Raw genomic sequence first — 17198 nt, 5'->3', positions numbered from 1 at the left:
TCACCTGCGGTTGAGGGCGGCGAGCGCCGCCATGCCCCGGGGCTTGTCAGCCTCGGGCTTGGCGCCGGCCGCGGGCTGCGGGGCGAGGCCGAACATGGCCGGGAGCTTGCGCGGGGCGTTGCCGACCTCCGGCAAAACCTCGGGGGCGGGCGGATCGACCGCCTCGCTCGCCACCACCGGGTCGGCGGCGGTGAACAGGTCGGGCGCTGCGGCGACGGCGCAGCGTTGCCGCCACAGCCGTGCCCAGCGCTCGGCCGAGAAGCCATCGACGCCGATGCCGATGGCCAGCGCACGTGCGCCGACGACGCAGTCGAGCGCCTCGTTGGCTTGGCCGACCTTCTTCATCCACTCGCGCCGGTCGCCCGAGCGCTGGTGGAGCGCCCGGCGGGCGTTGCCCTTGGCCTCCTCGCGCGGGTCGATCAGGATCTCCGCCGTGAGCTGGCGGCACTGGTCCTCGTCGATCAGCTCGGCGCACAGGTGCAGGGTCTCGGCCGGGAACTTGCCGCCCGCATCGCGCCCGGCGACGAGGTTGGCGAGCCCCTGGTAGATGCGGCTCTTGATCCCGAAATTGCCGATGAGGTTCAGCGGCACCTTCTCGATCACACGCCCGTGCTTGTCGTGGATCTTGCCCTCGGTGCGGCGGTTGGGCAGCGCATCCGGACGGTTGGCGCCCTTGCACGCGATCAGGCGGTGCGAGCGGCCCTTGACGCGCAGGTACAGCTCGGTCGCCTTGTTGCCGGTGTCGATGCCCCAGCGGTCGACCAGGATCTGACCGCCGCTCTGCGTCGGGTACGTCCGGATCAGCAGCTCGTCGACCTCATCCCAGGCCTCGTCGCGCTCGGGCGGGTGGGCGATGATGCCCCGGTCGACGATCCAGCCCTCGGCGCGCGGTCCCCAGGCCCAGACCGCCCATTCCAGGCGGTCGTTCTGCACGTCGATGAAGCCGGTGAGCACGGCGGCCGGGTACGGCACGACCCGCGGGGCGTACTCCTCGCGGGCGGCGTGGAGCTTGTCGGCGTCGGGCGCGTCGGATTTCGGTTCGTAGGGCTCGCCCAGGTCCTGCTGGACGTGGGATTTCATGAGCACCGGGTTGGCTTTTGACGCCTGCCCGCGCCGCCAGATGTCGGTCCAGGCCTCCAGCGGCGAGTAGGCCGCCCAGATGGCGTAGCTCGGCTGCCACGCGCGGCACCGGCCGGTGCAGGGGTCGCACAGCCACGCCGCGATCGCGTCCGCCTGGATGACCTCCGGGACGGCGGGCTGGCCCGGCTCGACCCGCGTGGGCACCCAGTGGCCGGCGGCCAGCATGTCGCTCCGGTCGGCCTGCTCGATCAGCACGCCGCAGTCGGACGCCTGACACGTGAACGTCGTGCGCCAGCCGGTCGAGGCGGCCGGCGCCTGCATCCGCTCGGGCACGAGCATCTGGAAGGCGCCGCAGTGCGGGCACGGCACGTAGCGGCGGCGGCGGTCGCCGGCCTCGTACATCGCCGTGATGCGGCACCGGCCGGCGATGCCGGGGGTCGAGCAGTTCAGCTCCTTGGCGAGCCCCAGGCCCGTGTAGGCCTTGAGGCGCGCACGCGACTGCTCGATCGGGTCGCCGCGGCCGTCGGTGTCGAAGGGGTACTCGGAGACCTCGTCGCGGGCCATGTACCGGATGGAGACCATCTGCAGCCCCTTCGAGGAGCTGGCGGTCACGATCTGGTTGAAGCCGCCGACGAAGCGCTTGAACGAGGTGGTCGAGGCGGCCTCGTCGCGCGAGTTCTCGGCCGCGACGCGGTGGCGGATCTTCGGGCTGGCGTCGATCGCCGGCTGCAGCTTGACCCGGTTGAACTTGATCGCCTCGTCGAGCGAGGGGAGCATGGTCATCATCGGGCCGGCGGCGCGGTCGACGATGAAGCAGAACCAGTTCACGACGATCTCGGACTTGCCGATCTGCGCCGAGCACTTGAGCGTGACGCTGGCCGCCGGGTGGTCCGGGTGCAGGCAGTCCATCGGCTCGCGCAGGTGCGGCATCCGCGCCGTGCGCCAGGGCCCCGGGAACGGCGAGCCCGACTCGGCGGCCACGATCCGGAAGCAGTCGGCGTGCTGGGAGACGGTCAGCTCCTCGACCGGCTCGCTCGCCTCCAGCAGGGCGCCGAACAGCACCTCGCGGCCGAGCGGCAGGTCGGCCACCCGCGCTGTAAGTGTCGTCGCCATGGGCCGGCCTCTCTCCGGCGCGGTTGAGGCCCCTAGGCCTGGGCGCCCTGGCGCCAGATCCACGGGCCGGAGCGGCGCAGCCGCTCGCGGAAGGCCGAACGGTGCGCACGCGAGGCCGCGGTGCGCACGCGATGGGCGGCGAGCACGTCGGCGAGCGCGTAGCGCCACAGACGGGGCACCAGAACGAAGGCGAAGATCAGCGCGAGGAACACGTAGCCCATGGATCCACTCCGGCGCGGGCAGAACCGCCCGAGGTCAGGCGCCGGCCGCGTCCCCCGCCTCGATCTGAAGGCCGGCGGTGAGCGAGCGGCGGAACTCGTCGAGCGCCTGCTCCTTGAGCTTGCGCAGGTGCGGGCGGATGACCCGGGGGTCGGCGCCGGTCGCGCCGGCGAGCCGGTCGGCCGTGTCTTGAAGCGCGATGTCGAAGGCGCCGCTCATCTTGGCGATCGCCTCCAGGCCGGCGGCGCGCACTTCGGTGACCGAGGTGAGCAGACCGCGCCGCTCGGCGAGGTCCATCTCGCGCAGTCCGGCGTCGGCCTCCTCCTTGCGCGCCTTGGCGGCCGCGCCGTGCTTGCGCTCGGCGTAGGGCGCCTCGTCGGCGACGTTCAGGTTCTCGCCGCGATGCGCCACGAAGGCCGCGTACGACACCAGGGTGTCGCGGCCCTGGCGCACCGGGTTGAGCGCGTCGGCGTAGCGCGTCACGTAGCGCGACAGCGTCGAGCGGTTGGTCTTCTGGCCGGCCTCGGTCAGGCGGCGATGCAGCTCCGAGATCGAGACCAGATCTGTGCGATCCGTGCTCATGTCTGTGCCGTTCTGTGCATCGGTTTGAAAACCGAGCCACTAGAAAAAACCTGCGCCTCTATAGCCCGCAAGACCGGCGACCCTGGGAGGGACCCGCTGGGGCCTCCCGACCCCGGGGTGTTGCAACCGGATTGCCACACCTGTTGCGGTCGGGTCACGCGCCCCGACGCGTTCGGGATCGGGTGGCCGGGCGCGCCGGCCATGTTGAACCCTCGGCCGCCTGAACCGCTGCGAGGCGGGGCGACCGAGGGGCGCAGCCGTGCGCCTCTGCTGGGTTGCGAGGAGGGCGTTGGCTGGCGTCTCGGAATGGTGTGGTGTCAGGTCCGACGGGGCGTGAGCCGCTTCGCCAGATCCTGGGCGTCCCGGTTGAGTGACCGGGCGATTGTCTGCGCGCCGCGCGCTGCCGACCGTGCGTCCGCCCGACCGATGGCGCGGGCGATGCCCCGGAGGGCGTCGCGGCGCTCGGCGCAGCGGCATCCCATGGCGGACATCCAGAGTTGTGAGGTGATGCCCGGCGCAGGCCGGCGCCCGTGCGGTGCGCCTATGAACCGACAGGCGGCGCCTCTTCGGGGCCGCGCCGGGCGGGCTCAACGAAAAACCCCGCCGGGCGAACCGACGGGGTTGTTCAGGTCATGAAGACCCTAGCCCGTTGCTATCAAAACATCTGTCATACTGTCAAGCTGTCACCACGTGCCGAACCGGCGAATTTTTTCGGATTGGGCGCGCAAGGGCGCGGGGAAGGCCCGCAGGCGCGGCAAACTCAGTCTGGGGCATGGGTGTCGGGTCGACACGATCCCTCAGCGGCTTGAGCCGGCGGCCGCGCAGGATGCGAGGGGTAAAGGCGACATCATCCATCCAAGGCCGCGCCGGGCGGACCGGTAGCTCGATCGCGAAGCGCTCCAGCTTGTCCACAAGCTCAGCGTGCAGGAGGTGGAGCGCGGCCACGTAGATCTCATGCTGGCCGCGGTCGACGATCCCCTCAACCGGGTTCGGTGAGAGGTACGGCTTCTGGTAGGCATCGGGGAACGGCATGCGCCGCTTGCGATCAAAGCCATCGACCTCGATCTCATAGGGACCGTCCGCGCCCTGCACGACCTCGCGCCGGAACCAGCCCGGCCGGCCCTTGCCGACGCAGACCATCTTGACCGCAGGCGGCTCGATCTCCCAGCCGGGCTCTCCGTTGAGCACCGCGAAGCGCATCACGAGACGGCGCACGCCGCCCTTGAGCGTCCGGTCGCCCTTGGCGTCCACCGCAGTCAGATCGGCGAGCGCTTCATCGACCGCCGCACGGCCGAGCCGGCCCGCGTCGAGGTCGACGCGGTGGAGCAGGCCCACGTCGCCCAGATCCGTGATCGGGTTCCAGTCGCCGGGCAGACAGAGTTCTAGCACGTCGAGGGATTCCATCGATTCGGCCGCCCGGATGGCATCCGGGTGCGGGTCGTCGTTCGCATACCGGTCGGGGATCACGCCCCAGCGGTTCTCGCGGGCGTAGTCCACCAGTGCGCCGACGTCGGCCATCGCGATCACGCCGCCCATGCCGGACCCGAACCCGGCCGGTCCGACGTCGCCTTCCTCGCACTGCGCCTTCGGCAGCTCGTCCCGGTAAGCCCACTTGAGGAACGCCTCGATCCCGATCCGCTTGCGCATGGTGAGCCTCGCTCGGGCCAGCGCGGGCGGTTTGCGGCGCGGGCCAGGATCGAAGCGTAGAGCGGGAATATTATCGAAGGCTTTCAGAAGCTTAGCCGTGTTGGGCGCGGCGGTTCTGTCCTACCTGTCCTACTTCTCGAAGATCTTAAAAAGAAGGTGGGACACACTAACTCGCTGATTTCACTGGCGCTGTCCTACCTGTCCTACCTGTCCCACCTGTTTCTCCCGTGAATCACATTTCGAGCGCCGGTTCGCCGCCACGGGAGACCGGGATCGAAGGGGGGAACGCGTTTCGCGCGCGCGGGCGCGAAAAAAGGTAGGACAGGTAGGACAGGTAGGACAGCGCTAATAAAATCAATGACTTGGCGTGACCCACCTCCCCCGGCTGTCCTACCTCGACGTGGGACAGGGCGGATCGGGAGAGGTCGATTCCCCCCTTAGCTCCCGGTCTCTCCAGGCTTCGGGTCCTCATCCCAGGCCACAGGCTGGGAGAGTTCGGTCTCGAACAGGGCGCGGGCGTCGTCGAGCGGGGGCAGCACGTAGCACCACAGGCGCTTCAGGCCGACGTGGCCGTCGCTGACGCTGATGCGCTCGCGTTTCAGCCCTGGCACGAGCCGGCGCATCTTGATCCCGAAGCTCGTGATCTCGGACTTGCGCTTGATCCCGATCTTGTCCGCGCTGGCGATGTAGTCATCGAACAACTCGTCGATCGGCATGTCGCAGCGCCAGTACTCCATCTTGGCGGTCGGTGTGCCGGCAGCGAGCCGCTCGAACCACCAGCTCTCGACGGCGTCGAGCGAGCGCAGCTTCTGTTCAAGCAGCGCCTCGGTCTTTGGGATCTGGCGCAGGTTCACGCTCGACAGGTCGAAGTGCAGCAGGTCGTGGAGCAACGCCTCGCGGCCGCCGTCGGCGAGTTGCTTGTGCAGCTCGGCAAAGTACTCGCCGTTTTGGGCGCATCCGTCGCCGACGTCGATCACGCCGAAGCGACGTTCGTCCTTGCCGGCCGGGATCACCCAGTCGTTGTTCGAGGTGATGAGCAGGCGCACGTAGTTCTTGAGGCGGATCGGATCGACGCCCTTGGATTCGATCATTTGCGTCTCGGCCGTCACCAGCCCCTTGAGCCGGCCCTCGGCCGCCTTGTCGCCGGCCCAGAATCCCTCATCCGCCTGGAGCAGTAGGCAGCTCGCCATGTGGGCGTTGAACTGGCCCACGAGGTAGCGGGGATCGTCGACCAGGAAGTAGTGACTGGCGATCAGGGAGCCCATCACCTCGCCGATCGTCGACTTGCCGGTGCCCATCTTGCCGCGGAAGACGAGGGCCGTGCCGATCCGCTCGCGCGGGCGCTGCATGATGTGGGCGAACCAGCCGAACACCCAGGTCGCCAGCGTTTTTGAGCCGCCGCAGACGTTGGTGAGTAGGTGATCGTAGAAGATTGAGTAGCCGCCGGATTTCGCCTGCGGCGTGACCGTGAAGCCCTGCCAGAGGTTGAAGTAGCCCTCGGTGTTGGGGGCATTCTCCGGGTCGGGGTAGAACTCGATCCCGCGATACTGGCGGCGGGAGCGGGCGACGAGCCACGCGGCGGCCCAGGTCGTGCGCTTGATCTTGCCGTCCTTGTCGAGGTGCTCGGTCGGCCGGTTCATGAACCAGGCCCGGAAGGCGTCGAGGGTCAGAAGCTTAACCCGGTCCTCGATCGGCCCCTCCGCCTGCTGCTGCATGATGACGGCTTTCGAGCCCATCAGCACCAGCGCGAACTCGGAGTTCATGCGCTCGACGTCGAAGCCCATCGGGCGCGGAACGAGCGGCGCGTCGCCGTCCGCGTCCGGCACCGGCGCGTCGGAATCACCCTCGGCGACGTCGTCAAAGGGCGCGCCGACGTCGTCCGCCGCCTCCGGGTCGGCCTCGGCGGCGTCCGCGATGATGCGGGCGATGCGGTCGGTGGGATCATCGGCGCTCACGGCGGGCTCACTGGATGGTCACGTGCGGGGATGGTCACGTGCGGGGCCGGTTGACCGGCGGGGTGGGCAGCGCGATGCAGGGCCGCGAACCGCGAGGGGCCTGATGCCGCTGGAGAACTACTGGCTGCTGGAGGCGGCGGTCGACCTGCGCACCAAGGCGCACGTCCGGTTCGCCATGCGGGACGGCGACACGCTCGTGCCGTGCCGGGTGTCGTTCGCTGCGCTGCGCGGGCTGGTCGACGGCGTGGGCGTACTGTTTGATCCGCTGGCCGTGTTTCACGGCCACAGCGCCGCAGTCGAGGATGCTGCGAGCGAGCAATACGACCGCGAAGGTCTGCGGGGCGGGTGGGTCGACCTCGACGAGGCGGATTTCGACTGACGCGGCTGTCACGCACCGGCTCGCATTGCCGGGCTCGGTGTGGCCGTGCTCGGCCGGCCGCCCTAGGTCCAAAAGCCGTCCCACAAGAGAGCCTTCATGCCCATCCCCACCACGACCGACCTCAACGACGAGCCGAGCGACGACCTTGCGATGGTCAATGGTCTCATCGCGCGCAAGGAGGCCGGCGAGCCGGTCGACGTGGATATCTTGGCGCTGCTCACCGACATGGAGCGAGTTGGTCTGACCGCCACGGAGGCTTACTTGGCGCTCGACGCCTATAGGCCCGGTGGAGCGGTTGGTGCGACTGGTGGGGATACCGATATCGAGTTGCAGCCGTAGCGTCTGGGCCATAGCTTTACTCCGTTGTCGTCAAGAGGTCGGCGAGCGCGTCCTCCTGGCCGAGTAACCCCCGCAAAAAGTCAGCGGTGGCCCCGGCCATCTCGGCCCGGCGCTTGGCCTCGAACGCGGCGAGCCGGTAACTCTCCGGCGTGGCGAAGCCCGGCAGCAGCGAGCGGTCGCCGTAGGTGCGCCCGGCCGCCAAGCCCTCCAGGTGCTCGTGCTGGAGCGCGGCCTCGGTCGCGGCGCGCCGCGCCTCGACGTAGAGGTCGAGCAGCGTGAACCCGCGCAGCGTGTGGGCCAGATCGAGCGCGGGGGCGGCGACGGCGACCACCGCCACGATCGCGGTGGCGGGGACGGCCGCCGCGGCCGCCGGTTTCTCAACGGGCGGCCGTTCGGGCGGCTCGGCCGAAGCTGTAGGCGCGGGCCCAGACATGGGCCGCTTTACGAGCGCAGCCTTGGCGCGCCGGATCGCGTCCTCGGCAAGTAGCCGGATCGGCAGGCCACCGGCCCGGATATCGGGGTTCATCGGCGGCAGGGTCATCGGTGAAGCCAGGACAAGCGCGTCCATCACGCGGCGCTCCGGAGCATGTCGTTAAAGTCCCGGCCGGGCTCGGCCCAGGCGATGCCGACGTGGCGGCCGGTGCGGGTGAAGCGGGCACGGGCGCGGCTGAGCGCGGTCTCCGTGTCGAAGCGATCGCTATCGCCGTCGCCCAGCAGGATCACGATCCGCACGGCGTCGGGGATCTGGAGGGCGAGGCTGTCGGGATCCGGGATCAGGCCCGGGACGCGCGCGGGCTTGCCGTCGCGCCGCGTCCGGTGGGGGTGGCGGACGCGGTCGAGCGCCGCGCCGGCGAGGTTGCCGAGGCTCACGCTCGACCAGACGGCGGCCTCGGCGGCCAGAGGCAGGTCGCGACGCGCCAGCGCGCAGAACACCGACAGGCAGGTCTCGATGCCCTCGCCGAGGATCAGGACGGTCGGGTCGGTCCGGCGCACCAGCTCGATGCGGGCGCCGAGCACGGAGCCGCGGACCTTCTTGGCGGGCAGGATCTCGCCGGTGTCGGGATCGGCGATCGCCGCCTTGCCGTCGGCGCTGTTCGGGTCGAGCCAGGTCTGATGGACCCCGCAGAATCGACCATCCGCGCCGGTCAGGCCCGCGAGCAGCGCCGGTCCGACGTGTAGCGTCCGGTGCGGGCGGCCGCCGTGGCCCGGCTGGACATAGGGGTGGGCGGCCGAGAAGCGCAGGTGCGCCCCGGGCGGGGCCACCAGCTCGCCGCGCCGATGCAGGTAGGCGGCCGCGGCCGAGCCGGGGACGAGCGGGGCGGCGGCGGTCCAGAACCGCCGGGCCCGCTTGATCTCCGCCATCCGGAAGCTGTCCTCGGCGACCTTGCGGGCGTGCGCCTCGGCGGCGACCGCGGCCTGGCGCGCCTCCTGGGCGGCCTGGCGCCGGGCGCGATCCTCCGGCGTCTCCGCGCTGTCGCGGCCGGGCGCGGGCCGGCCGGTGAGGCTCTCGACGGCGCCGAGGAAGTCGAGGCCCTCGACGTACTGGGCGAGCGCGATCACGTCGCCGCCGCGGCCGGCGGCGCGGCAATGAAAGACGCCCTTGCGCGGGGCGATGGAGAACCGATCTCGGCCGCCGCAGGCCGGGCACGGGCCGACCCATTCCGAGCCCTGGCGGCGCAAGGACGGGGCGCGGTCACGGGCGTAGCCGAGGAGATCGACGGCGCGCGCCTCGTCGATCCAGGCGTCGAAGGCGACCAACTGGGCGAGGTCAGCCATCGGCGACCTCGCGGCCGAGCCGGGCGCGCAGGAGCGCGTTCTGCGCCTCCAGGCCGGCGATGCGGGCGCCGTCCGCCCGCAGCCGGTCGAGGGCGGCGGCGTAGCGCTCGTGGAGGCGGGCCAGGGCAACGACGGCCTCGGACCGGGCGCGATCGGAGCGGTGCTGATCGGTCCGCGCCGCGCGAAGCTCGACGTCGAGGCGCTGGGCAGCAGCGCGGGCGATCAGCGTATCTTGGCGCAGCGCCTGCTGGTCGGCACGGGAGAGCTGCGGTGCGGGCAGAGTGTCCGGAGTATTCCCCGGTTTGACAACCGCCGAGCGTGCGGCACGAACGTCGGCCGCGCGCTCGCGACGGCGGCGAAGCCGTTCGGCATCGGCTTCGGGGGGGCGGGGAGCCAGGGGTGAACGTCGCTTGGCCATGGCGCGTGACCGGTCCGGGTTGCGGGGCCTCGGGGGCGGTCCGGACACGGCGAAGCCGACCGCCGACCATGATGGGCCGCGGATCGTGCGATGCGTGTCTCGGATAGCCCCCGAGGATCATCGATCCCGCGCTGACGCGGCGGGAGACGTCGGCCCGTCCGCTCAGCGGATCTGAGGCCCGTCGTCTTGGGTGGGCGCGGGACGGCGCACCACCGGGGAAGCCTCCGGGGGCGGACCCGTCCCCGGGGGGCAGAGGATGCGATCGGCCGCCACCTCGTGGGCGTCGGCGCGATCGCAATGATGGGTGAAGCGGTCGCCGGCGCGCTCGGCGAGCACGCGGTGGCGCCACTCGCGGAAGCGGTGCCAGTAGAAGCGGAAGGCGCGCGTCACAGGGGCGCCTCCACCCCGGCGTCGAGCGCGAGTCGCGCGTCGATGTCGGCTTTCTGCTGGAGCAGGCGTTGCTTGCGCTCGCGGCGGGCGGCGAAGTCGAGCCAGGCCGGGGGCGTGCGCATGCCGGCCGCGAAGAACTCCGGGCCGTAGGAGTGCATGATCGGCCCCCACCAGTCGAAGGACGGTCGGGCCGTGCCGGTGAACCATTTCTCAACGGTGCGCACGGGCGCGTCGAGCATGTCGGCGACGCACTGCTGCGGCTTGACCGGGTGGATCTTGCGCCACTCCTCCACCCAAAGCTGGGATTCAATCGCCGCGAAGTGGGCGAACTTTGCACCAGACCTTCGCATCAACTTCTCCGATGCTGACTGCATCGGAGAAGTTGGCTTGGCGAGAGGAGGGGCGATGAAGGAGCTGGCGGCCATGTCAGGACGCGGCTCCGGGTGCGATCGCGACGGTCAGACCTTGGCGGGCTTCCGCCGGCGCGATCGAGAGACGGGACGGGGCGGCCGACCTCAGAGCGAGGGCGGCCGCCGTCTCCACAGTGAGATCATCGAACAGCGATGCGCAGTCGGATTCGAGCGCGTCGCAGAGTTGGCGCAGCAGGGCGCCCTGATAGGCGCGCCACGCGTCGCCCCCGGCCGTCACGCGGGACAGGGTCGGGCCGGGGACGAGGCGAGGCGGGAGGGTCGGCTCGAAAGGGACCGGAGCGAAAGGGCTCGAAGCCCCGCGGCCCCGGTCAGTTTCGGGTCTCGGATGCCGAACCGGCATCTCCGCGGCCGAGGGCGGCACGACGGCCCGCGGAGCTGGGGCGACCGGGCGCGTCATGGCGCGTCTCCGGTCAGGAAGGCGATGAGTGCGGCGCGCGCGGCGTCGTCGACGATGGCGTCGACGGCCAGCCCGCGCACGCTGACGCGCAGAGTGCGCTCACCGTGCGGGTGGAACACGGATACGCGCACGGACCCGTCGGCGGTCGTCAGACCGAACGGGTCGGGGATCAGACGGGCGGCCGGGGATCGTGAGGGGATCGCCCCGGCCGCCGCCTCGCCGCAGACCGGACAGGTCATGGACTGGTCGGCGGGCGAAAGGAAACGGATGTCGTCGTGGGCCACGTCACAGCCCTCCCGTGAGGGAGAGCGCGGCGTAGGTCAGCGCGTACCAAAGCGTCAGGGTCAGCGGCACGCCGATCCAGAAGCCTCGCACGACGCCCCGCTGACGCCACGCGCACAGAGGTTTGTCAGACGCGGACGGGCCGGGCGCGCTGGCGCGACCCGTCCGCGCTGCTACCATCGGAGCTGCAACACCACCGATGGAAGTGCCGATGACTGATGAAATCCCCGCCGTGCCTGTTGAACGCTTGAACTGGGTGAAGCAGGTCGACGGCAAAGTTGCTGTCAGCGTGACAGCGTTTGGCCAAACGATGGGGTTATTGTTCTCTGCGGCCGACGCCGAGGCGTTAATGGACGGGCTCATGGGCGCCCTCCCGCAGCAAGCCGATGAATTTCCATCCATCGGGATCTCGCGGGATCACCCACCAGAAGCCGAAGTCGAGCGGGTGGACGTCGAGCCGTCCGATCGACCTGAGCATGAGCTTCAGTACCATCTGCGCACAGGCGACGGGCAGGGTGTGAAGATTCGGGTGAGCCTGCGGGAGGCCATGCGCTCGCAACGCAGACTGCAAGCTCAGATAGCTGAGCGTCTTCGGCAAACCCGAAACTGACGTGAACCAGGGCGCTGGGAGCGAGAGAGATGGAGCGCATCAGAGGGGCGCTCCTGCGGGATGGGGGTGGGATTGGCGGGTCGCGACGATCTCAGGGTTCGGCCGGGGGACGTCGGACGGCCATTCGGCTTCGGCGGGCCAGTGATCCGAGAACCACTGCATCACCCGGTCGTAGGTTCTGATTGTGAACCCCTGACCGTCGTCCAACACGCGACGGAAGAAGGTGTTGTCGCGGAGAATACCGAGGCCCAACGCGGGCTTGGACGTCCCGGTGGCTTCGCCATAACGAGATGCGCAGACGTCGAGGTGCTGGCGAAGCGTCTCTTCCATGCTCCGCATAATGCGGGCATTTCCGCAAATTGCAAGCGGATACTTCCGCATCGCTATCCGCATTCAGATTGCGGATTATTCCGCCCATGACTCCACAGCAGGCAGATATCGCCCGTACTGTCCTATCCAGCGAGATCGCTCGGTCGCGGACCAACGCCACAGCCCTGTCTCTCGAAATCGGACGAGGCAAAGACTACCTCCGCGATTTCCTACGCGGTCGCAAAGAGAGTTTGGGCGCTGGCGACCTTCTCAAGATCGAGAAGGTCTTAGGCGTGCCGAGAGCAAGGCTGCTGGGGGAAGTCCGCATGGAAGAAGTGCAGCGCGTGCCGTTGGGGCAAGAGTTCGGACCTGACCCAATCTTTACAGACGATCCAGAAGGCTACGCGGCAGCTGAACGGCTTGAAAAAGGCCGCTTGGCGCCCGGCGAGGTAGTTGAACGAAACGTCATTGGCGGCCTTGGCTCTGGAGGTAAGGCGGACGAGATTAATATTGATGGAATGGTATTGGACGGCGTTAGAGCTGTTTGGCGATTACCTGTAGAATATCTACGTGCGGAGTTGCGAGCTCGCGAAGCAGAAGTCGACTTCATCGCGGTCGACGGAGACTCCATGATGCCAACTTTGATGCCCGGTGATCGGGTATTGATCAATCGGTCGCAAACAGCTCCATCTCCGGACGGCCTTTATGCCATCTTCGATGGCGTTGGAATTTCGATAAAACGTCTGGAAATCATCAAAGGCAGTAGTCCGGTGCGACTCAGGATCATCTCGGACAATCCCAAGCATGGGACTGACGAAATATTTGCTGATGATTTGAATGTCATCGGACGGGTGATCTGTCGAGTTTCTCGGGTATAAAAATGAATGAAGTCGCTAGCACTCAGGCAACATACCGCCCCGATCTCGCGATTGACGTTCTGAAGAACCAAGTTGGGCCGGTCGATACCGGCGGTAGCTGGGCCTTTCTTGCTATCCGCTTCGCCCTTGGTATTCCGATCCTAGGAGTCGGCGTGCTCTGCCTGGTATTCGGGCTGTGGCCGGTCACGATCTTTGCGGTCCTAAGCTCGATCCCGTTGCTCGGGGCGCGTCGCAAGCCGCGCCTGCAGCGGATTGGCGTTTGGGAGGGAAGCTGCCCGCGGTGCGGGACGACAACCTACCCTCACGCACCGCCTTTGGCCGACCACTACCGCTTCGCCTGCCACGCCTGCACGCGGCCGATCCTGCTCAAAGATCAGCGGTACGAGGCAGCGTAGCCTTCGGGTGCTCAGCAAGAATCGGTGGATGGTGTGGGCTTCCTCCTTTCGACCGCGGTTAATGCATTGTTGCCGTCTGCCGGATCGCCTACGTACCGCGATTCCCCCTCAGTAGTCGGTGGCGGAGAGAGCCGTTGTCATCCTTCGCCGCGGCGAAGCAGCGATACGTCGCCCGGCAAGAAGAGGCCCGGCGGCTCGCCAGTCAGAACCTTCAAGGTCCACTCGGGATCGCCTTTCACCTCACGCCCTGGGGCGAACGGGCGCGGCGCGCTTATGAGGCGCAATGGCTCCCGGTGAATCGCCATACCGATGCCGGTTGGGACTGGCCGGAGATCCACCGTCGCAATCGGAATGAGCCAGATGCCCTGTCGCTCGCTATCTGGGTCGGCGAGGATCGATTGTGCGGATTGGGCTTTGCCGTTCCGAGCAGTTGCGCGGTCACGCTCCGCTTTCTTGAAGGTGACCCGCGACCGGACTGTCCGCTGATCGGTCGGCGCGCGTTAATCGCTCTGGAAGCCTCAGCGTTGTATGCACAAGGGATCGGACGGCACCAGATCCGCGTTGAACCCGCGAACGACACACTTGCCGCTCTCTATCGCGACAGGTACGGTTTCGCACTTGTAAGCCCCAAGGGTGCGCCTGCATATTACGTGAGGAACATCCTATGACCCACGCCCTCGCCAGCCTCGCTCACAGCGCTTATCGGATGCTGTTCGACCACGCGCCGCTCCCCGAGCCGGAGCCCGTGAACGCAAAGCCGCGCCCGATGGTCGGCTTCTTTGCGACCCTCTCTGAGGACGAAAAGCGCGCCGCTCTCTCCTATCGTGGCCCAGAGAATCACGGCGCCGAGGATCTGCGCCGTCCTGCCGCTTAGAGAGCGTACACTGTACAGCGCGACATAAGCCCCGCTTCGGCGGGGTTTTTCTGACCCGAAGCCGCTTCCGGGGAAGAGGAAGTTTGACCAAACGCATCGCATGGAGCATCCTCGGCCGGCGGAACGCCGGCCGAGGATGCTCCATGCGGCTGAATTAGCCCTTAGCGGGCTCGCGGCACGAGCGTTAAAACCCCCTGCCCCGCCCGCTCTGCGAGTTTGCGCTCAACCATCGCGCGGCCGCCATTGCGCATCCAGGTCTCGGCCTTGTCCGGGTCGTAGAGGTAGGCGGTCGAGAGCCCTAGTTCCGCCTTGCCGCCACCATCGATCGCGCAATTCATCTCACGCAGCTTGTGGCTGAACCATCCGGCTAGGCGTCTCGCGTGGAAGCCGTGCTCGCGAAGGATCTGCCCAGCCGTCTTGCCGCGTCGAATCATCAATGAGCGGTTCGCGATCTCGGCGCTGACGAGCGCCGGCAGAATGACCCGGAGCTGGCCTGCGATGGCCGCTCGCACCGCCTCGCTTGTGGCTTTGGCCTGACGCTCGCACTGAATGAAGTACTGCCGCACGAGGCGGCCCATCTCATTGCGTTCGACCATGCCAAGCTCCTTGGCCATGTCGAGGGTCAACGCGTACTCGCGGGATGGGCGGCCACCACTTTCGCTCAAAAATGAGCAGAAGTCCGTGCCGTCAGCGAAGCCGTAGTCCGACACGCGCCGCACGATCCAATCTTTGAAAGCCGTGCGCACACCGAGGAATGCGTGCAGTTGCCGTGCGTCGACGGTTTGGACAAGGGCGTGTCCGACCCGTCCTTCCGTGATGGCGGGGAAGTTGATACCGTTTGCTTCGGTCATTCGGACACTCCAGAGTCCGGGTTGGCTAGTGCGCTCCGGCGGGAACCGGAGCGGGCGGAGTGGCGGCGGGCTGTGCTTTCCAGGGCGATCGCCCGCCGCCGACCTGCCTGGGGCAGGGTCTTGGGATGCCGTTCGGTAAGCTTCGCTTTACCGTGATGTGCGCATAAGGATCCGGCAGAGGAATTGAGCGAGCGGCAAAGCCGCGCCAGCTCTCCCAAGCGCCGTCGCACGCAGGCTAGGCCCGTGCAGGTTGCTTCAACATTAACGCCCCCGCTCACATGTGATTCGGAATTTACCGAATCTCCGGATTTAACTCCGTCTCCCGCTCAAGACCCTGTGGATTACGGGAACAAAACAAAAACAATTTCCGCATATTGCGACGGCGAAACTTTCCGCATTTCCGCTTGACATACGGACAAATCCGCACTCAATTGCATCCGTTGTCCCTGCGATGGAGCCCGCCATGCTCGATCCCGCCGGCCCTGCGCCGACCGCCGCCCCGCGTCCGCACATCCTGTCTGCCCTGCGCGAGGACCTCACGCAGCGCCGCGTGCGCTTGGTCCTAGCGGACGAGGTCGATCCCGCTCACCCAGCCGACGGACCCGGCCTGCGCGCCGAACCCAACGGGACGGGCGGCTACTACGTCGGGAGGCGCACCCTCGTCTCCGTCAACGATGGGCCCGCGGTCACCTTCGAGCGCTTCTGCCTGGACCAGAACGGCCTGACCAAGTTCGAGAAGCGCAGCCTGCTTGCCGACCTCGCCGCATGCGGGACGTTCGGCGACCCGGCCACCGGTCTGACGGTCCGGGTTCTCCCCGCCGTCGAGAACGACGTCTCCGGCGCCCGGATGGCGGCAGACGCTCGACTCGCCCGGGTCGACGCGCTCGTGTTTCAGCTCGGCGAAGCCCGCCGCCGGTACGCGGCCGACACCGCCTGCAACGCCTGGACGCTCGAACAGGCGGCCAAGGATCTCGCCCGCGCGGCCGACGAGCTGGCCCAGGCATTCGCCGCCCGCGCGGAGCTGGCGTGATGGCCCAGGTCGCGCGCCTGCCCACGATCACCGAACGCACCGCTCGCGCCCAGGCCGAGCGGCACCTGACGCTCGCTTACGACTGCCTGGCCAACGCGGTGATCGCGGCGGGCTCGACGCTCACCGCCGACACCGTGCGCAACGCGACCGAGCTGCGCACGATCCTCGACGCCGCGATCACGAACCTCGTGGTCGCCCGCGCCCGCCTCGACGATCGGGTCGGGGGCTGAGATGCGGCTCGAACCTCGCATCCGCCTCACCGCGCTCCAGTGCGTCGCCTTGCTCGACGCGCAGGGCGGCCTGTGTCCGCTGTGCGAGCGTGAGATCCTCCCGGGTGAGTCGACCCGCGACGAGCACCTGCGGGCCCTGGGGCTCGCCGGGACGAACGACCTGGGCAACCGCGCCATCGTCCACGCGCCCTGCGCCGGCGCTAAGACCGGCGGCCCCGATGGCGATCTCGCCCGGATCGCCCGGGCCAAGCGCAAGCGCGCGGCGGTGTTCGGCTTCACGGCGGGCCGGAGCCGGCGCCCCATGCCGGGAGGGCGCGGATCGCCGTTTAAACGGCTGATCGGCGGCGGCGTCGTGGATCGCGCGACGGGAGAGCGCCTGTGATCAGCGTCCTCCTGATCTGCTTGGGCCTCCTGCCCTCCGCGGTGATCTGGTGGGCGGCCTTCGCCCGCTACGCGCCGCGCCCGGCCGACACCGCTGCGCTGGCCGCCCACCGCCTCCGGGAGCCGCGCCCGTGACCGCTGTCGCCTTTCCCGGCGCCCTGCGCGCCGCGTACCTCGCGCGCATCGCCGACAACCTGGGCGGCGTGCGCGTCCCCGGCGGCGACCTCGCGGCTTGGCTCGCGCCGCTGCCGACGGCTGCGCTGGCCGAGGTGCTGATCCATCCCCGTGAGCGCACGGCCGAGATCCTGTTCGCCGCGATCGGCACGTGGCGGACGCAGGCGAACGTCGGCCTCGATCAGAACCTGTTCGAGGGCGCGCCCAACAACATCCCGACCAACGCCATCGCCGAGGCCGCCTTGATGGCCTGGGCCACGTGCCGGCTGGCGTCGGCGCATTTGAGTTGCGGGTTGCCCGGCGAGGCGCAGCGCGCGCTCGCAAACGCGGGGCGCCTCGTTCACCTGTGGCCCACCCCCATCGCCAAGCGCTTCGAGCCGCACATCGTCGCGCTCCACGCCGCCGCCGAGCGGATGCGCGCCCGCCAGCTCGCCGAGGAGGTCGCGTGATCGGCTTCA

At 68.7% G+C, this 17198-nt stretch carries 25 protein-coding genes; 11 read left to right on the top strand and 14 right to left on the bottom strand.

Annotation, left to right across the window (positions count from 1 at the left end; translation table 11 throughout):
* The 5 genes from AC3IF1_RS13500 to AC3IF1_RS13480 all read right to left on the bottom strand — a co-directional run bounded on the left by AC3IF1_RS13500 (position 1) and on the right by AC3IF1_RS13480 (position 6596).
* Entirely contained in the window at positions 1-2193 is a 2193-nt protein-coding gene (locus AC3IF1_RS13500) for a terminase gpA endonuclease subunit (RefSeq protein WP_489217978.1), read from the bottom strand.
* A 32-nt stretch (positions 2194-2225) separates the two neighbouring features.
* A complete protein-coding gene (locus AC3IF1_RS13495) occupies positions 2226-2414 on the bottom strand; it encodes a hypothetical protein (protein WP_489217976.1) in 189 nt (62 codons plus the stop codon).
* A gap of 34 nt (positions 2415-2448) precedes the next feature.
* Entirely contained in the window at positions 2449-2994 is a 546-nt protein-coding gene (locus AC3IF1_RS13490) for a hypothetical protein (RefSeq protein ID WP_489217974.1), read from the bottom strand.
* A 675-nt stretch (positions 2995-3669) separates the two neighbouring features.
* On the bottom strand, positions 3670-4641 hold the full coding sequence (locus AC3IF1_RS13485) for a hypothetical protein (protein ID WP_489217972.1): 972 nt from the start codon (positions 4639-4641) through the stop codon (positions 3670-3672).
* A 437-nt stretch (positions 4642-5078) separates the two neighbouring features.
* Entirely contained in the window at positions 5079-6596 is a 1518-nt protein-coding gene (locus tag AC3IF1_RS13480; RefSeq protein WP_489217970.1) for a DUF5906 domain-containing protein, read from the bottom strand.
* 103 nt (positions 6597-6699) lie between these two features.
* On the opposite strand from AC3IF1_RS13480, the gene AC3IF1_RS13475 reads away from it, so the two are divergent.
* Both AC3IF1_RS13475 and AC3IF1_RS13470 read left to right on the top strand, forming a co-directional pair.
* Positions 6700-6975: a DUF1488 family protein gene (locus AC3IF1_RS13475; RefSeq protein WP_489217969.1), complete on the top strand. Its 276-nt coding sequence runs from the start codon at positions 6700-6702 to the stop codon at positions 6973-6975.
* Positions 6976-7071: 96 nt separating this feature from the next.
* Positions 7072-7314 carry a tautomerase family protein gene (locus tag AC3IF1_RS13470; RefSeq protein WP_489217967.1) on the top strand — a complete coding sequence of 81 codons (243 nt, stop codon included), beginning with the start codon at positions 7072-7074 and terminating at the stop codon, positions 7312-7314.
* Positions 7315-7330: 16 nt separating this feature from the next.
* Here the strand turns inward: AC3IF1_RS13470 and AC3IF1_RS13465 are convergent, their stop codons facing one another.
* From AC3IF1_RS13465 to AC3IF1_RS13435, 7 genes are all read right to left on the bottom strand, one after another.
* Positions 7331-7882, bottom strand: coding sequence for a hypothetical protein (locus AC3IF1_RS13465; RefSeq protein WP_489217965.1), 552 nt, complete (start codon positions 7880-7882; stop codon positions 7331-7333).
* Positions 7882-9090 (bottom strand): DUF7146 domain-containing protein, encoded by a 1209-nt coding sequence (locus tag AC3IF1_RS13460; RefSeq protein ID WP_489217963.1) that lies wholly within the window; start codon positions 9088-9090, stop codon positions 7882-7884. The genes AC3IF1_RS13465 and AC3IF1_RS13460 overlap by 1 nt, the downstream gene beginning before the upstream one ends.
* On the bottom strand, positions 9083-9508 hold the full coding sequence (locus tag AC3IF1_RS13455; protein WP_489217961.1) for a hypothetical protein: 426 nt from the start codon (positions 9506-9508) through the stop codon (positions 9083-9085). The genes AC3IF1_RS13460 and AC3IF1_RS13455 overlap by 8 nt, the downstream gene beginning before the upstream one ends.
* A gap of 162 nt (positions 9509-9670) precedes the next feature.
* Positions 9671-9898, bottom strand: a complete 228-nt coding sequence (locus tag AC3IF1_RS13450) for a hypothetical protein (RefSeq protein WP_489217960.1) — start codon at positions 9896-9898, stop codon at positions 9671-9673.
* Positions 9895-10323 carry a hypothetical protein gene (locus AC3IF1_RS13445; protein ID WP_489217958.1) on the bottom strand — a complete coding sequence of 143 codons (429 nt, stop codon included), beginning with the start codon at positions 10321-10323 and terminating at the stop codon, positions 9895-9897. Before AC3IF1_RS13445 ends, AC3IF1_RS13450 begins: the two co-directional genes overlap by 4 nt.
* 1 nt (position 10324) lies before the next feature.
* On the bottom strand, positions 10325-10546 hold the full coding sequence (locus tag AC3IF1_RS13440) for a hypothetical protein (protein WP_489217956.1): 222 nt from the start codon (positions 10544-10546) through the stop codon (positions 10325-10327).
* Between the two features lie 176 nt (positions 10547-10722).
* A complete protein-coding gene (locus AC3IF1_RS13435; RefSeq protein WP_489217954.1) occupies positions 10723-11010 on the bottom strand; it encodes a hypothetical protein in 288 nt (95 codons plus the stop codon).
* Positions 11011-11219: 209 nt separating this feature from the next.
* On the opposite strand from AC3IF1_RS13435, the gene AC3IF1_RS13430 reads away from it, so the two are divergent.
* A complete protein-coding gene (locus tag AC3IF1_RS13430; RefSeq protein ID WP_489217952.1) occupies positions 11220-11618 on the top strand; it encodes a hypothetical protein in 399 nt (132 codons plus the stop codon).
* 39 nt (positions 11619-11657) lie between these two features.
* Here AC3IF1_RS13430 and AC3IF1_RS13425 read toward each other — a convergent pair whose 3' ends face one another.
* On the bottom strand, positions 11658-11948 hold the full coding sequence (locus tag AC3IF1_RS13425) for a hypothetical protein (RefSeq protein ID WP_489217950.1): 291 nt from the start codon (positions 11946-11948) through the stop codon (positions 11658-11660).
* 86 nt (positions 11949-12034) lie between these two features.
* Between AC3IF1_RS13425 and AC3IF1_RS13420 the strand changes: the two genes are divergently transcribed.
* From AC3IF1_RS13420 to AC3IF1_RS13410, 3 genes are all read left to right on the top strand, one after another.
* On the top strand, positions 12035-12805 hold the full coding sequence (locus AC3IF1_RS13420) for a S24 family peptidase (RefSeq protein WP_489217948.1): 771 nt from the start codon (positions 12035-12037) through the stop codon (positions 12803-12805).
* Positions 12806-13334: 529 nt separating this feature from the next.
* Positions 13335-13868, top strand: a complete 534-nt coding sequence (locus AC3IF1_RS13415; RefSeq protein WP_489217946.1) for a hypothetical protein — start codon at positions 13335-13337, stop codon at positions 13866-13868.
* Positions 13865-14074, top strand: a complete 210-nt coding sequence (locus tag AC3IF1_RS13410; protein WP_489217945.1) for a hypothetical protein — start codon at positions 13865-13867, stop codon at positions 14072-14074. The genes AC3IF1_RS13415 and AC3IF1_RS13410 overlap by 4 nt, the downstream gene beginning before the upstream one ends.
* Before the next feature lie 161 nt (positions 14075-14235).
* Here the strand turns inward: AC3IF1_RS13410 and AC3IF1_RS13405 are convergent, their stop codons facing one another.
* Complete coding sequence (locus tag AC3IF1_RS13405) at positions 14236-14925, bottom strand: antA/AntB antirepressor family protein (protein ID WP_489217943.1); 690 nt, start codon at positions 14923-14925, stop codon at positions 14236-14238.
* A 463-nt stretch (positions 14926-15388) separates the two neighbouring features.
* Here AC3IF1_RS13405 and AC3IF1_RS13400 point away from each other — a divergent pair, with 463 nt between their 5' ends.
* From AC3IF1_RS13400 to AC3IF1_RS13380, 5 genes are read left to right on the top strand one after another with little or no spacing between them, the layout of a single operon-like run.
* Positions 15389-15955 carry a hypothetical protein gene (locus AC3IF1_RS13400; protein WP_489217942.1) on the top strand — a complete coding sequence of 189 codons (567 nt, stop codon included), beginning with the start codon at positions 15389-15391 and terminating at the stop codon, positions 15953-15955.
* The gene (locus AC3IF1_RS13395) at positions 15955-16185 is read left to right on the top strand and encodes a hypothetical protein (RefSeq protein ID WP_489217940.1); all 231 of its coding nucleotides are present in this window, start codon (positions 15955-15957) and stop codon (positions 16183-16185) included. The genes AC3IF1_RS13400 and AC3IF1_RS13395 overlap by 1 nt, the downstream gene beginning before the upstream one ends.
* Position 16186: 1 nt before the next feature.
* Positions 16187-16567, top strand: a complete 381-nt coding sequence (locus tag AC3IF1_RS13390) for a hypothetical protein (RefSeq protein WP_489217939.1) — start codon at positions 16187-16189, stop codon at positions 16565-16567.
* Positions 16564-16701, top strand: coding sequence for a hypothetical protein (locus AC3IF1_RS13385; protein WP_489217938.1), 138 nt, complete (start codon positions 16564-16566; stop codon positions 16699-16701). Before AC3IF1_RS13390 ends, AC3IF1_RS13385 begins: the two co-directional genes overlap by 4 nt.
* Positions 16698-17189 (top strand): hypothetical protein, encoded by a 492-nt coding sequence (locus AC3IF1_RS13380; protein ID WP_489217936.1) that lies wholly within the window; start codon positions 16698-16700, stop codon positions 17187-17189. The genes AC3IF1_RS13385 and AC3IF1_RS13380 overlap by 4 nt, the downstream gene beginning before the upstream one ends.
* The last annotated feature ends 9 nt before the right edge of the window (positions 17190-17198 follow it).

Source organism: Methylobacterium sp. E-012 (genome assembly GCF_057836545.1).
This window is presented reverse-complemented; position numbering and strand designations above follow the sequence as displayed.

Coding starts and splice junctions, on each gene's coding strand:
- AC3IF1_RS13455 (WP_489217961.1), bottom strand. CDS start 9,508: ATGGCCAAGCGACGTTCACCCCTGGCTCCCCGCCCCCCCGAAGCCGAT.
- AC3IF1_RS13490 (WP_489217974.1), bottom strand. CDS start 2,994: ATGAGCACGGATCGCACAGATCTGGTCTCGATCTCGGAGCTGCATCGC.
- AC3IF1_RS13400 (WP_489217942.1), top strand. CDS start 15,389: ATGCTCGATCCCGCCGGCCCTGCGCCGACCGCCGCCCCGCGTCCGCAC.
- AC3IF1_RS13465 (WP_489217965.1), bottom strand. CDS start 7,882: ATGGACGCGCTTGTCCTGGCTTCACCGATGACCCTGCCGCCGATGAAC.
- AC3IF1_RS13500 (WP_489217978.1), bottom strand. CDS start 2,193: ATGGCGACGACACTTACAGCGCGGGTGGCCGACCTGCCGCTCGGCCGC.
- AC3IF1_RS13425 (WP_489217950.1), bottom strand. CDS start 11,948: ATGGAAGAGACGCTTCGCCAGCACCTCGACGTCTGCGCATCTCGTTAT.
- AC3IF1_RS13405 (WP_489217943.1), bottom strand. CDS start 14,925: ATGACCGAAGCAAACGGTATCAACTTCCCCGCCATCACGGAAGGACGG.
- AC3IF1_RS13445 (WP_489217958.1), bottom strand. CDS start 10,323: ATGGCCGCCAGCTCCTTCATCGCCCCTCCTCTCGCCAAGCCAACTTCT.
- AC3IF1_RS13420 (WP_489217948.1), top strand. CDS start 12,035: ATGACTCCACAGCAGGCAGATATCGCCCGTACTGTCCTATCCAGCGAG.
- AC3IF1_RS13390 (WP_489217939.1), top strand. CDS start 16,187: ATGCGGCTCGAACCTCGCATCCGCCTCACCGCGCTCCAGTGCGTCGCC.
- AC3IF1_RS13395 (WP_489217940.1), top strand. CDS start 15,955: ATGGCCCAGGTCGCGCGCCTGCCCACGATCACCGAACGCACCGCTCGC.
- AC3IF1_RS13485 (WP_489217972.1), bottom strand. CDS start 4,641: ATGCGCAAGCGGATCGGGATCGAGGCGTTCCTCAAGTGGGCTTACCGG.
- AC3IF1_RS13430 (WP_489217952.1), top strand. CDS start 11,220: ATGACTGATGAAATCCCCGCCGTGCCTGTTGAACGCTTGAACTGGGTG.
- AC3IF1_RS13475 (WP_489217969.1), top strand. CDS start 6,700: ATGCCGCTGGAGAACTACTGGCTGCTGGAGGCGGCGGTCGACCTGCGC.
- AC3IF1_RS13470 (WP_489217967.1), top strand. CDS start 7,072: ATGCCCATCCCCACCACGACCGACCTCAACGACGAGCCGAGCGACGAC.
- AC3IF1_RS13410 (WP_489217945.1), top strand. CDS start 13,865: ATGACCCACGCCCTCGCCAGCCTCGCTCACAGCGCTTATCGGATGCTG.
- AC3IF1_RS13460 (WP_489217963.1), bottom strand. CDS start 9,090: ATGGCTGACCTCGCCCAGTTGGTCGCCTTCGACGCCTGGATCGACGAG.
- AC3IF1_RS13495 (WP_489217976.1), bottom strand. CDS start 2,414: ATGGGCTACGTGTTCCTCGCGCTGATCTTCGCCTTCGTTCTGGTGCCC.